A 13755-nucleotide genomic window follows, 5' to 3' on the forward strand; every position below is an offset into this window, starting at 1 on the left:
CCCACTGGCCTGCGGGCAAACCTGACAGGTTAAAAATAAGGCATTAAGTTACCCGCCTAACCCGTCTGCTTTAAATCATTACTTGGAAGATACTGTCTATGACAAACCTGCCTGATGTAACCAGCCATCAAAACCCTGAAGTCCATGGCGTTCTGGACTGGGTCGGCATGAATGGCATCACGGTTCCGCTGCAAATTGATGACAGCAAGCAGGGAGAGTGCCATATCCAGGCACGGGTGAATACCTATGTTAACCTGATTAACCCTAAGGTGAAGGGCATTCACATGTCCCGGCTGTACCTGGCGCTGTCGAATTTTTTTGAAAGCCAGACTCTGTCAATTGGCAGCCTTACGGATTTTTTGTCCCACCTGCTGGACAGCCATCATGACATCAGCACTCAGGTCTGCCTGAACTTTGACTTTGATTTCCTGCTCAAACGCAAAGCACTGAAAAGCGACAACACGGGTTGGAAAAGCTATCCATCCACCCTTAAGGCAACACTGATTGACGGCCAAGTTACTCTGGAGCTCGGTACGGAAGTGCCTTACTCATCCACCTGTCCTTGCTCAGCCGCTCTGGCACGACAGATGCTGCAGCAGGCTTTCAGCAGCGATTTTGCTGACCAAAACCAGCTTAACCGGGAAGACGTTGAGAAGTGGCTGCTATCGGAAAAAGGCTCTTATGCCACACCACACAGTCAACGCAGCCTAGCCAAAGCCTGGGTGAAACTGGACAGTTCTCTGGCTCACCTGCCCTTAACTGAACTGATCGACCAGATAGAAGACGCACTACAAACACCGGTGCAGACCGCTGTAAAACGCGCTGATGAACAAGAGTTTGCCCGCCTGAATGGCCATAACCTGATGTTTTGTGAAGATGCCGCACGTCGCCTGAAGCTGGCACTATCACAACATTCTGAATATGCCGACTTCTGGCTTCGGGTTGATCACCTGGAAAGCCTGCATGCGCATGATGCTGTTGCCATCGCTGCCAAGGGTATCGTTGGCGGCTACAACGCTGCAGACCACTGCTAACGAAAGCTAGCGCCTGCGGGCACATACGGAGCATAAAAGATGTCGCAGTCTGATAAGCCGAGTGCACCGGTCCTGTTTGTCTCGCATGGCGGTGGCCCACTGCCGCTACTCGGCGATCCCGGTCATCAGCAGATGGTGGATTGCTTTGCCGAACTGAAAGCCGCATTGCCGCAGCCCAAGGCTATCCTGGTTATCAGTGCCCACTGGGAAGCCCCTGTGGCCACGGTAACTCGCAGTGCTGCTCCAGGGCTTATCTACGACTACAGCGGCTTTCCTGAAGCCGCCTACCACCTTAAATACCCTGCCCCAGGGGCACCGGAACTTGCCGATCAGGTATATGATCTGCTGCAAACACATGGGCTGGAAGTACAGGCGGATGAGCAGCGCGGCTTCGACCACGGCCTGTTTGTCCCACTACTGATGCTATATCCAGACGCCAATATACCCTGCCTGCAGCTTTCATTGCTGAAGAATCTCGACCCTCAGCAACATATAGCACTGGGTCAGGCCATTCGATCACTGCGAGAGCAGAATGTCATGATTTTGGGTTCCGGCTTCACGTTCCACAATCTGCCTGAGTTTTTCAGTGCAGGCAGTGAAACTGCAAAACAGAAAAATGAAGCGTTTGAAAACTGGTTGATTGATACCCTCAGTAATGCCGAACTGGCCGAAGCGGAGCGAGAACAGCAGCTACTTAACTGGGAACAGGCACCCCACGCCCGCTACAGCCACCCCCGCGAAGAACATTTGTTGCCTCTGCATGTCTGCTTCGGCTGTGCCGGGCGTGCCGCAGATAAAGTCTTCACCATGCAGGTGTTGGGTAAGCAAGCAAGCTGTTACCTATGGCAGTAAACCTGCCGAGAACAGACAGACCTTATCTTTGCGATTTTCAGTTAAAACCGGCAAGACAATCGCTATGTTGCGGCACTCAGATACGCTTCTGAACCCACGTCTTTAACCGCCATGACATTGATTCATCAACCAATTGAGGCGCAACGCAAACACCTCAAACCGCTGATAGCAACCCTGGCGGTTAAGCACCTACCACCGAGCCAAACACACCAAACGTTAGGCATTGTTCCAAACACCTGGACCCAGAGCCCACTTTACGCAATACACCTACATCTGAGGTTATCCACCTGTGCCGTCAGTGTTGCTAACCATAATGAGTCTGCTTAACTGCAGCTGTTGGACCCAGCAACCGCTGTAAACTCAATGCCAGGAGCAGGGCGAGAATGACGCTCACCACAATACAAGCCGCAGCGGGCAGGTCATAGTGCCAAGCTACAGTTAAGCCGATAACAAACCCGACAAAGCCAACTCCATACGACCAAGTTTGCGATCTTTTGTAGACAATCGAGGCAAGTGCCGGTGCTATCAGGCAAACAAACACCAGATATATACCTGCGTTAACAACCGAAAGCGTGATGGTTACAGCAAAAATCAGGTAGAAAAAACGCCTCAGTTTTTCAGGCCAGACATGGGTAAGTAGTTGCACAAAGATAGCGACGAACCCAAGCAGGATAACGTCTTGCCAGGTCAGCCAGAGAATATCTCCACTTAACGTACTGGTTAATCGCTGCCCCCCTTTCGGTTGTCCAGCTACCAACAAAACCAGCACGGAAGCCGCCGTGACGTATATCAAGCCGATAAACGCCTCCCGCCATTGCGGAAAGCATTTATTGATCCAGGCCACCAGACCAACGCCTAACAGAGCAAACATAATTGCCATGCCCTGTAGCAACCACTGATCGCCTCCGTGCCCATGCAACTGACTGGCTAACACCGTCCCTAGAGCAGCCACTTGGGCAATCGCAAGATCAATAAACACAATACCGCGCTTAAGCACCTGATAACCAAGCGGAATATGGCTTGCCAATATCAACAAGCCTGTAACCAATACGGGTAAACCTATTTCCAATATCTGCACTAGTCAGCTGCCCGCAATTGCGAAAGAAGGTGGTCAAATAAGCTGCGCAGGTTATTGATATCCCCTTTCAGGTCCACCGTTGCCGGTAGGTTTAGATGTTTCACTCCAGTTTTATCTGAAAGCCAACCCGCAGCCCTATCGTTTTGATACCAGTTGGTCAGAATGGCAACCGGCTGTTTTTGCCGGGTAGCTGCAACCAGCGACTGTGCATGCGCCATCGTTGGCGGCACACCCGGTTCCGGTTCCAGGTCGGCAATAACATCCATCCCTGTCCAATTGATCAGATAACTAAACCCCGTATGCTGCACAACAACCGGCCGACCTTTCAGTGCTACGGCTTGTCGCTGCCACGCTTGCATCGATTGTTGCCAGTTAGACTGCCATCTGGTCAGCGCCTGCTGATATTGCTGAGATGAGTCCGTATCAATAGCCTGCAAACGCTGACTGATCACCACGGCCAGTTTTGCGACCCGCTCAGGATCCAGGTGAAAGTGCGGATTTCCCTCCGGGTGCACATGCTCTGTACTAAAGAATGCCGTTTCCTGCTTGTCTATCGTCTCGACAAATTGAGAGAGGTAAAGCATACCGGCTGCACCATCAACCACATGCCGATTAGACGCGCGCTGTTGCAATGCAGGCAACCAACCTGCTTCCAGGCCAGCTCCGCTGCAGATAGCAATATCGGCTTGCGCTAGTTTAGAGATCAGGCTCGGGCGCGCTTCAATATAATGAGGGTCCTGATAGGCATGCGTAGCACTGAACACTTTGGCTTCTGGCGCGAGTTGCTTGCTGAGTGCTGCCCATTCGGGCTCACAGGTAAAAATGGTCAAGGCTTGAGCGGTGTTGACCACCGCAAACAAACCCAATGCACTACATTTAGAAGCTATGCGCTGCATGGGCACCGAATCCAATTTGGTAATTAAGTGTAATGGCGTTGTCCGCCCCTTCCATATGCGCCGCATCCTGATGCCTGTATTCCAGGCGTAAGCGCTGGCTATGCGTTGGCTGCCAACTCAGCATTACAGTGGTTTCAGTCAAACGGCCCTGTTGCCACTCATGCTCACCTTCGTGCTCATGTTCTTCCGCCAGGTTTACCCGACCATAGCGAATCCCGGTCGCCCAGTTTTCGTCAAACTGATAAATACCTGACAGGTACCAGCCATCATAATGACCAAGCTCCGCGGTATAAATGTCATCCACGTAGGCATATTCAGCTGCTATTTTGATTTGCTGCTGGCGGTTATTGCCCTGCGGTGCCCACTTCCATACCAGGTCAGCTAAATAGAGGTTTTTCCCTTGGTATGCAGCGCCATGCGCATGGCCGACATGCTCATGGTCATGCTCTTCGTCGTGATCATCTTCATGATGATGAAGAGAAGACTGCGTGTTATTACGCAGATAACTGAATCCCATCTGCCAGCTTGCGGTTTCGCCGATGTCATCACCAAGTTCCGTGGACAGTGTCCAAGTACCAATGTTTGACGCAGAATCGGCCTCTCCCAGCTCATCACCGCTAAATGCACCTGCGCTCAAGCGCCAATATCGAGCGGTAGGCACCAGCCAGCTAACACCAACACCATCATCAAAGTAATGCCCACCTAAAAATGCTCTGTACAGTAAAGGTCTTTCACTAAAATTATCCGCATGGTTATGGGTCGCATTCAAATAACCGATATCCGCCAAAAAACGCCCCCCCATCACATTCAAACCACCGGGTAAAGCCGTCGTCTGGAGGTACGCCTCTTCAACAACCAGGTCGCTTTCATCCTCATTCCACTCACCGACTAAACTCACCTGTGCTGTGGCAAAATCAGCAACATCCTGGGACAGGCTTAATTCACTATGACTCGAACCAAAGCCTTCGCTACGGCCGCCCAACGCTGTCGTTTCTGATTTGTGATAAGCATCCAGAATCACCCCTACATCAAGCGCATTAACCACACCTGCCTGTACACTTAGTACAGCCGCAGCCAATGCCATCATTTTGCTATGCATTACCTAAATCCTAAATTAAATTATGTTATATCATAACATATTAGACTTTCTCTTCCGGATTTGAAACAGCTAACACACTCGAAAAACCTGTCGAGAGCAAAAATCCGTATGGGGTTATCTGGGCGCAGACAACAGCAAACCCGAGCAAAGTATGCCGTGTAGACTGGGAGAAGCAGAGTTGAAGCTACAGAACACTCCGATAGCGGGGCTAGGTATAAAGTACTTAGATGTCAGTTTAAAAGCGTTATGCCACAAAGAATAAAGCGTCTGGCATCGCCCGACAGACTTTATTCTTTGCGATCAGAAAAGTGCAGTCGCTGGTACGACTACTCTACCGTTACAGATTTAGCCAGGTTACGTGGCTGATCCACATCAGTGCCTTTGAGTACCGCCACGTGGTATGACAGTAGCTGTAGAGGGATGGTGTACAACACAGGTTGTAACACTGCACTGCAAGTTGGCATATTGATGATATGCACACCCTCTTCTGCTTTCAGCTGAGCCGAACCGGCGAATACAAATAACTCTCCGCCACGCGCCCGCACTTCCTGCAGATTGGATTTCAGTTTATCCAACATCTCATTTTCCGGAGCGATGGTAACCACCGGCATGTCTTTATCCACCAAGGCCAGCGGCCCATGTTTCAGTTCTCCCGCGGGGTAGGCCTCGGCATGGATATAGGAGATCTCTTTCAGTTTAAGCGCCCCCTCCATCGCCACTGGATAGAGCGTACCCCGTCCCAGGAACAGGGTGTGGTGCTTTTCAGCGAACGCCTGCGCCATCGTCTGAATCGGCGCATCCAACATAAGAGCTGCTGACACCTGCTCTGGCAGATCACGCAGGCCATGTACTAGTTCCGCTTCCTGCGCCGGCGACAAACCAAAGCGGCGACCCAGGGCAATGGTTACCAGCATCAGTGCTACTAGTTGGGTGGTGAATGCTTTGGTGGACGCGACACCTATTTCAGGACCCGCATTGGTCATCAGGCACAGGTCAGATTCGCGCACCAGTGAACTACCCGGCACGTTACACACTACCAATGAGGCCAGTACCCGATCCTTTACCTCACGCAGTGCCGCCAGAGTATCTGCCGTTTCACCTGATTGGGAGATTGTCAGAAACAAGGTTCCGTCCGCTATCACCACCTTGCGGTAGCGATACTCACTGGCAACTTCCACCATACAGGGAATACCTACCAGTGATTCTATCCAATATTTGGCCACCAGACCTGCATGATAACTGGTGCCACAGGCGATGATTTGCACCTGCTTGACCTGATCAAATATCTTATCAGCTCCATTACCGAACGCCTGCTCCAGCAGATGGTCACCACTCAAGCGCCCCTCGAGGCAAGACTTGATGACTGCCGGCTGCTCAAAGATCTCTTTCAGCATAAAGTGCTTGTATGGACCTTTTTCAGCCGAGCTTTGGCCATGCTCAAACTGCGTTACCGGCCGCTCAACCACAGTGCCATCAGCTGACTGAATACTGATTTCTGTGGCGGTAAGGTCCGCGATATCGCCATCTTCCAGAAAGATAAAACGATCCGTCACCGGCAACAGCGCCAGTTGGTCTGAAGCTATAAAATGCTCACCAATCCCCACTCCAATCACTAAAGGGCTACCTTTGCGAGCACTCACTAACCTGCTGGGATAGGCTTTATGTATCACACCCAGAGCATAGGCCCCTTCAAGTTGCGCGGTTACCAAACGTACTGCCTGCAATAGATCTGGCTCTTTTTTAAGCGCGTCTGCAAGTAAGTGAGCAATTACTTCAGTGTCTGTGTCAGAAGTAAACTGGTAACCTGCTGCCTGTAGTTGCTGCTTTAATACTTCATAGTTTTCAATAATGCCGTTATGCACCACAGCCAGCTGATCTGCAGACATATGTGGGTGGGCATTGGCTTCACTGGGTACCCCATGGGTGGCCCAACGGGTATGCGCAATACCCAGCTGACCCGTTAATGGGCTTGCCTGCAAAGCATCTGCCAGAGACTGTACTTTGCCTATACGACGACAACGGCTGATCTGGCTCTGATCGGCAATCGCAACACCCGCTGAGTCATAACCGCGGTATTCCAAGCGGCGTAACCCCTCCAGCAAAATTTCCTGTACCGGACGTGCGGCAACCGCACCGACGATTCCACACATTATTGCTCCCCCTTCTGGGTGTTCTTCCGCGGCCGTGGCCAGTTCTCAATCTGTGCCTGTTTAGCCCGGGTCAGGGCCAATGCATCAGGCTGAACATTTTTGGTGATGGTTGATCCCGCACCTATAGTCGCTTGCGCGCCAATAGTCACCGGTGCCACCAGAGAAGAATTAGAACCGATAAATGCCCCATCCTGAATCTCGGTACGAGATTTATTCACACCGTCATAGTTACAGGTGATAGTACCGGCACCGACGTTCACCCCAGCACCCAACTCAGCATCGCCAATATACGACAAGTGATTAATTTTACTGCCTTCACCAACCACGGTTTTTTTAGTTTCAACAAAATTACCCACCTTGGCTTTCGCGGCCAGCTTCGTACCCGGACGCAGCCGTGCATAGGGGCCTACCTCACAGTCAGGGCCCAGATCCGCCTGTTCTATTACGGTATTGGCTTTGATATGGCAGCCAGAGGCGATGCGGCAATCTTTCAGGCAGCAGTTGGCTTCAATAACAACGTTGTCACCCAGTGTGACATCACCTTCCACCACCAGATTAATATCCAGGTATACATCCTGTCCGGTGGTCAGGTTACCGCGCAGATCGATACGAGCAGGGTCTGCCAGAGTGACACCTGCCAACATTAACTGCTCTGCCTGCCTGGATTGATACCAGCGCTCTAGCTCAGACAGCTGCAAGCGATTATTAACCCCTTGCACTTCCTGCTCAGCCTCTGGCTGTATGGCCGCGATGGTAACCCCCTGGCTGGCAGCCATGGCAATAATATCTGTCAGATAATATTCACCCTGTGCATTATTGGCAGATAGCTGCGGTAACCACTGCTGTAACCAGCGGCTGGGCACGGCCAGAATGCCGGTATTAACTTCATTAATGGCCAATTGCACGGCATTAGCATCTTTATGTTCGACAATGGCCTGTACTGCATGACTGGCTGCATCACGGACAATACGCCCATAGCCTGTTGGATCGGTCAGGTTAACTGTCAGCAAAGCCAGGTTATCCTGATCTGCCAGGATCACCATCTGGGTCAGGGTTTCACTGCGAATCATCGGCACATCACCGTACAGCACCAAGGTCACCCCGTCCGCCGTAACTGCTGGCATCGCCTGAGCCACGGCATGCCCGGTACCCAGCTGTTCTGCTTGCAGCACTACGTTGATGTTTTGGCTATTGAGCAGTTCACGTACCTGGTCAGCGCCATGGCCAATAACCACATGCAGATCAGCCGCATTCAGTGTACGCGCGGTATCAATGACATGCTGCACCATCGGTTTACCACCAACCTTGTGCAACACTTTAGGCATCGCCGATTTCATCCGGCTCCCCTGCCCGGCGGCAAGTATGACCACATCAACAGACATTAGTTGTTCGTTTCCTTGTGACAAAAATTAATCGCTGTATTAGGCTTGGACTTTAAAGTAAACCACGTCGGTTACAAGGCTTTTTGTCACAAACTTTATGACAATTTCTAACCAAGATATTTATCAATTACTCAATCTATCCGCCCGGGAAGTGGAGGTTTATCGTGCTCTGCTGCAATGTGGTGCCAGTTCTATCCGCACCATTGCTGACAAAGCGGGAATCAACCGGGGCACCACTTATGAAACCCTCAAAGCACTGCAAAGCAAAGGGGTCGTCACCTACCTGCCCAAAGGTAAGCGACGTTTTTTCGCCCCACGCGAGCCTGATTGCCTACTGCACCTTGCTGAAGAGCGTCAGGCCAATATGGAGCGGGCACTAGAGCATCTGCGTCAGACCTTTATCCCTGACCTTAAACACCTGCAGCCGGCATTCAGCAGTGCCAACGTACAGTTTTTCGAGGGTGATGAGGGTATCGCGCAGGTTCTGCGAGATATTCTGACAACCGTTTCCAGTTCCGCTGAAACCGGTTACTCGGTATTTTCATCAAAACCGGTGCGGCCCCTGCTGTACCGGCCATTTCCCAATTTCACCAGCCAACGCATTCAGCGTGGTATCAGTGTGCGAGTCATTGCCATTGGTGAGGGGGGTGAGGATGCCCAGTTATCCGAGCGTAAATGGATTAAGACAGATGATCGGGTCAATGCCGCTTATATTGCGATCTATCCCCCGAAGTGCGCCATTATTTCTCTGGCCGAGAAAGACTACCCCACGGCCGTGGTGATTGAATCGGTCGATGTGTCAGCTGCACAAAAAATTATCTTCGATACCCTGTGGCATCTGCTTTAGCTGGGGCCTGAAACGAAAAAAGCAGCCCGAAGGCTGCTTTTGGCATACATCACAAGGGATCTTATCGACCCAATTTCTTGCGAATCTGCTGTAGAGTACGCAGCTGAGCTGCAGCTTCAGCCAGCTGAGTGGCAGCTTTCGAGTATTCAAACTCGGAAGAACGATCTGCCATCTGCTGTTCAGCATGTTTCTGTGCTTCCTGAGCGGCTGCTTCATTAAGGTCAGCAGCATGCAGCGCAGTGTCTGCAAGGATAGTGACCTTGTGAGGCTGAACTTCAAAGAAGCCACCGGATACATAGAAAACATCCTGCTCGCCACCCTGTTTGCGCAGCTCGACAGGGCCTGGTTTCAGTTCCGTCAGAAGCGGAGCGTGACCCGGATAAACACCCAGATCACCCAGGCTACCTGTTACGGATACGAACTCGATCAGGCCAGAGAAGATCTCTTCTTCAGCACTTACGATGTCGCAATGAACAGTCATAGCCATATCTTTACCTCGTAAAGGTTAGCTAAAGGCAATTACATGCCTTTAGCTTTTTCGATCGCTTCTTCGATACCACCGACCATGTAGAACGCCTGCTCTGGCAGATCGTCATACTGGCCTTCCAGGATGCCTTTAAAGCCGCGAATAGTATCTTTCAGAGATACATACTTACCTGGAGAACCGGTAAATACTTCAGCAACGAAGAACGGCTGGGACAGGAAGCGCTGGATCTTACGTGCACGGGCTACCAGAGACTTATCTTCTTCTGACAGTTCGTCCATACCCAGAATCGCGATGATGTCTTTCAGCTCTTTGTAGCGCTGCAGAACACCCTGTACCTGACGGGCAATTTCATAATGCTCAGTACCGATAACCAATGGATCCAGCTGACGAGAGGTGGAATCCAGTGGATCTACCGCAGGGTAGATACCCAGCTCTGCAATCTGACGAGACAGTACTACAGTCGCATCAAGGTGAGAGAATGTGGTTGCCGGAGATGGGTCAGTCAAGTCATCCGCCGGTACGTATACCGCCTGGATAGACGTGATAGAGCCAGTCTTGGTAGAAGTGATACGCTCCTGCAGAACGCCCATCTCTTCCGCCAGGGTTGGCTGGTAACCTACCGCAGAAGGCATACGACCCAGCAGTGCAGATACCTCAGTACCCGCTAGGGTGTAACGGTAGATGTTGTCTACGAACAACAGTACGTCACGGCCTTCGTCACGGAATTTTTCTGCCATTGTCAGGCCAGTCAGCGCTACACGCAGACGGTTACCCGGTGGCTCATTCATCTGACCGTATACCAGAGATACTTTGTCCAATACGTTGGACTCTTTCATCTCGTAGTAGAAGTCGTTACCTTCACGAGTACGCTCCCCTACACCCGCAAACACGGAAAAACCGGAGTGCTCGATCGCGATGTTACGGATCAGCTCCATCATGTTTACGGTTTTACCTACACCCGCACCACCGAACAGACCGACTTTACCACCCTTAGCGAATGGGCAAACCAGGTCGATTACCTTGATGCCAGTTTCCAGCAGTTCGTTAGAAGCTGCCTGATCTGCGTAGGAAGGGGCCTTACGGTGAATAGGCATACGCTCTTCTTCACCAATAGGACCACACTCGTCAATTGGATTACCCAATACGTCCATGATACGACCCAGAGTCGCTGTACCAACTGGTACGGACACTGGCGCACCAGTATTGGCAACATCCTGGCCACGGCTCACACCTTCGGTCTGACCCATGGCGATTGCGCGTACAACACCGTCGCCCAGCTGCTGCTGAACTTCCAGCGTCAAACCGTTTTTAGTCACGGTCAGCGCGTCGTACACCTTCGGCACAGAGTCACGTGGGAATTCCACGTCAACTACAGCACCGATAATCTGAACAATAGTTCCGCTACTCATGTTCGGATCCTCTTTAAATTTAACCTGTGACCTGCGTTAAACCGCCGCAGCACCGCTTACGATTTCAGAAATTTCCTGAGTAATCGCTGCCTGACGAGCTTTGTTGTAGATCATCTGTAGCTCATCAATCATTGAACCGGCGTTGTCTGTTGCGTTCTTCATCGCCAGCATACGGGCTGCCTGCTCACAGGCATTATTCTCAACCACCCCCTGGTAAACCAGAGACTCCACGTAACGTACCAACAGGCCATTCAAAAGCTCTTTGGCATCTGGTTCGTAGATATAATCCCAGTGGTGATTAAGTTGTTTATCGTCATCTTCTGCTTTTAGTGGAAGCACTTGGTCAACAGCCGGCGTCTGGGTCATCGTATTTACAAAATCGTTAGATACGATGTAAAGCTTATCCAGCTTGCCTTCGTCGTAAGCATCCAGCATGACCTTCACAGCACCAATCAGGTCAGCAATTTCAGGGGCATCACCCATGTGAGTCTTGACTGCAACGACGTTGCCACCATAACTCTTGAAGAATGATGCAGCCTTGCTACCCAATGCACAGATATCAATTTCGATACCTTGGTCATGGAATGCTTTCATGCTACTCACAGCCGCCTTGAACGCATTCACGTTCAAGCCACCACACAAGCCACGGTCAGTTGAAACAACTATGAAACCAACGCGCTTAGTTTCACGTTCCTGCATGTACAAATGTGTGTACTCAGGATTCGACTTGGCCAGGTGCTGAATTACACCACGGATACTCCGGGCGTACGGGCGAGATGACTCCATGCGATCCTGTGCTTTACGCATCTTGGAAGCCGCAACCATTTCCATGGCGCTAGTGATCTTCCGGGTGCTCTGCACACTCGCAATTTTTGTCTTAATCTCTTTTCCGACTGCCATAGTTCCGCCTATCTTGACTTAGTGTTAGATCTGCATGGGTTGCATGCAGATCACTCACTCAAACCGAGTTATTACCAAGTTTGGGTAGACTTGAACTTTTCAATGCCGGCTTTGAACTGGGCAGCAATCTCATCAGAGTAGCTACCGGATGCATTGATATCTTTCATCAGATCAGCATGTTCGCTGTTGAAGTAAGAGATCAGTGCTGCTTCAAAGTCCAGGATTTTGTTCAGTTCTACGCCGTTCAGGTAACCTTCGTTCGCAGCGAACAGGCTCAGACCCATGTCTGCAATAGACATTGGCGAGTACTGTTTCTGCTTCATCAGCTCGGTTACGGCCTGACCATGCTCCAACTGGGCACGAGTCGCGTCATCAAGGTCGGAAGCAAACTGAGCAAATGCTGCCAGCTCACGATACTGAGCCAGTGCCAGACGCACACCGCCACCCAGTTTCTTGATGATTTTAGTCTGAGCTGCACCACCTACACGGGATACCGACAGACCAGCGTTAATCGCAGGGCGGACACCAGAGTTGAACAAATCAGATTCCAAGAAGATCTGACCGTCAGTGATGGAGATTACGTTTGTTGGTACGAATGCGGAAACGTCACCACCCTGTGTTTCGATTACAGGCAGGGAAGTCAGGGAGCCAGTCTGGCCTTTAACTTCACCGTTGGTGAATTTCTCAACATACTCAGCGTTAACACGCGCCGCACGCTCAAGCAGACGGGAGTGCAAGTAGAATACGTCACCTGGGTATGCTTCACGGCCTGGTGGACGACGTAGCAGCAGGGAGATCTGACGATATGCCCATGCCTGTTTAGTCAGATCATCATAAACGATCAGCGCGTCTTCACCGCGGTCGCGGAAGTATTCACCCATAGTACAACCAGCGTATGGTGCCAGGAACTGCATTGCTGCAGGATCGGCTGCACCGGCAGCAACGACAATGGTGTGATCCATCGCGCCGTGCTCTTCCAGCTTACGTACAACGTTAGCGATAGTAGACTGTTTCTGGCCTACTGCTACGTAGATACATTTTACGCCGGTATTTTTCTGGTTGATGATAGCGTCGATTGCGATCGCAGATTTACCAATCTGACGGTCACCGATAATCAGCTCACGCTGACCACGGCCGATTGGCACCATGGAGTCGATCGCTTTCAGGCCAGTCTGCACTGGCTGATCTACACCCTGACGCTCGATTACACCAGGTGCAACCTTTTCAACAGCGTCAGTTAGGCTTGATTCAATAGGGCCTTTGCCATCGATCGGGTTACCCAGGGCGTCTACTACACGACCCAACAGTTCCGGACCAATTGGCACTTCCAGAATACGGCCGGTACAACGGGCAGTCGTGCCCTCAACCAAACTCTGGTAGTCACCCAATACAACAGCACCGACAGAATCACGCTCAAGGTTCAGCGCCATACCGTAGATACCGCCAGGGAATTCAATCATTTCCCCGTACATTACATCAGCGAGGCCGTGGATGGTAATAATACCATCAGACACGCTCACTACCGTGCCCTCATTTCGGGCTTCTGAAGTCACATCAAGATTTTCGATGCGCTTCTTGAGAATCTCACTGATCTCAGAAGGATTCAGTTGCTGCATGCTTT

Annotated in this window: 12 protein-coding genes; 3 read left to right on the forward strand and 9 right to left on the reverse strand. The window is 51.2% G+C overall.

Translation table 11 applies throughout. The features are described 5' to 3' along the window. Positions 1 to 98 precede the first annotated feature (98 nt). Both folE2 and ACFVYJ_RS06400 read left to right on the forward strand, forming a co-directional pair. Positions 99 to 1034, forward strand: a complete 936-nt coding sequence (folE2, locus tag ACFVYJ_RS06395) for a GTP cyclohydrolase FolE2 (RefSeq protein ID WP_419415660.1) — start codon at positions 99 to 101, stop codon at positions 1032 to 1034. 39 nt (positions 1035 to 1073) lie between these two features. Continuing rightward, positions 1074 to 1886, forward strand: coding sequence for a DODA-type extradiol aromatic ring-opening family dioxygenase (locus ACFVYJ_RS06400; protein ID WP_419415659.1), 813 nt, complete (start codon positions 1074 to 1076; stop codon positions 1884 to 1886). Between the two features lie 304 nt (positions 1887 to 2190). Here ACFVYJ_RS06400 and ACFVYJ_RS06405 read toward each other — a convergent pair whose 3' ends face one another. From ACFVYJ_RS06405 to glmU, 5 genes are all read right to left on the reverse strand, one after another. After that, positions 2191 to 2964 (reverse strand): metal ABC transporter permease, encoded by a 774-nt coding sequence (locus ACFVYJ_RS06405; protein ID WP_419415658.1) that lies wholly within the window; start codon positions 2962 to 2964, stop codon positions 2191 to 2193. Further along, positions 2964 to 3860, reverse strand: coding sequence for a metal ABC transporter solute-binding protein, Zn/Mn family (locus ACFVYJ_RS06410; protein WP_419415657.1), 897 nt, complete (start codon positions 3858 to 3860; stop codon positions 2964 to 2966). Before ACFVYJ_RS06410 ends, ACFVYJ_RS06405 begins: the two co-directional genes overlap by 1 nt. Then, entirely contained in the window at positions 3841 to 4959 is a 1119-nt protein-coding gene (locus ACFVYJ_RS06415) for an outer membrane beta-barrel protein (protein ID WP_419415656.1), read from the reverse strand. Before ACFVYJ_RS06415 ends, ACFVYJ_RS06410 begins: the two co-directional genes overlap by 20 nt. A gap of 326 nt (positions 4960 to 5285) precedes the next feature. Further along, positions 5286 to 7109, reverse strand: a complete 1824-nt coding sequence (gene glmS / locus ACFVYJ_RS06420) for a glutamine--fructose-6-phosphate transaminase (isomerizing) (RefSeq protein ID WP_419415655.1) — start codon at positions 7107 to 7109, stop codon at positions 5286 to 5288. Continuing rightward, entirely contained in the window at positions 7109 to 8491 is a 1383-nt protein-coding gene (gene glmU, locus ACFVYJ_RS06425; protein WP_419415654.1) for a bifunctional UDP-N-acetylglucosamine diphosphorylase/glucosamine-1-phosphate N-acetyltransferase GlmU, read from the reverse strand. The genes glmS and glmU overlap by 1 nt, the downstream gene beginning before the upstream one ends. A 97-nt stretch (positions 8492 to 8588) precedes the next feature. On the opposite strand from glmU, the gene ACFVYJ_RS06430 reads away from it, so the two are divergent. Continuing rightward, complete coding sequence (locus tag ACFVYJ_RS06430; protein WP_419415653.1) at positions 8589 to 9338, forward strand: TrmB family transcriptional regulator; 750 nt, start codon at positions 8589 to 8591, stop codon at positions 9336 to 9338. A 61-nt stretch (positions 9339 to 9399) separates the two neighbouring features. Here the strand turns inward: ACFVYJ_RS06430 and ACFVYJ_RS06435 are convergent, their stop codons facing one another. The 4 genes from ACFVYJ_RS06435 to atpA all read right to left on the reverse strand — a co-directional run bounded on the left by ACFVYJ_RS06435 (position 9400) and on the right by atpA (position 13750). Then, positions 9400 to 9825 carry a F0F1 ATP synthase subunit epsilon gene (locus tag ACFVYJ_RS06435; RefSeq protein WP_419415652.1) on the reverse strand — a complete coding sequence of 142 codons (426 nt, stop codon included), beginning with the start codon at positions 9823 to 9825 and terminating at the stop codon, positions 9400 to 9402. Between the two features lie 32 nt (positions 9826 to 9857). Next, a complete protein-coding gene (gene atpD / locus ACFVYJ_RS06440) occupies positions 9858 to 11234 on the reverse strand; it encodes a F0F1 ATP synthase subunit beta (protein ID WP_419415651.1) in 1377 nt (458 codons plus the stop codon). Between the two features lie 36 nt (positions 11235 to 11270). Continuing rightward, complete coding sequence (gene atpG, locus ACFVYJ_RS06445) at positions 11271 to 12134, reverse strand: F0F1 ATP synthase subunit gamma (RefSeq protein WP_419415650.1); 864 nt, start codon at positions 12132 to 12134, stop codon at positions 11271 to 11273. A 71-nt stretch (positions 12135 to 12205) separates the two neighbouring features. Next, on the reverse strand, positions 12206 to 13750 hold the full coding sequence (gene atpA, locus ACFVYJ_RS06450) for a F0F1 ATP synthase subunit alpha (RefSeq protein WP_419415649.1): 1545 nt from the start codon (positions 13748 to 13750) through the stop codon (positions 12206 to 12208). Positions 13751 to 13755 lie beyond the last annotated feature (5 nt).

The sequence above is a fragment of the Pontibacter sp. JAM-7 genome, assembly GCF_048548695.2.
Classification (GTDB): domain Bacteria; phylum Pseudomonadota; class Gammaproteobacteria; order Pseudomonadales; family Balneatricaceae; genus Neptuniibacter.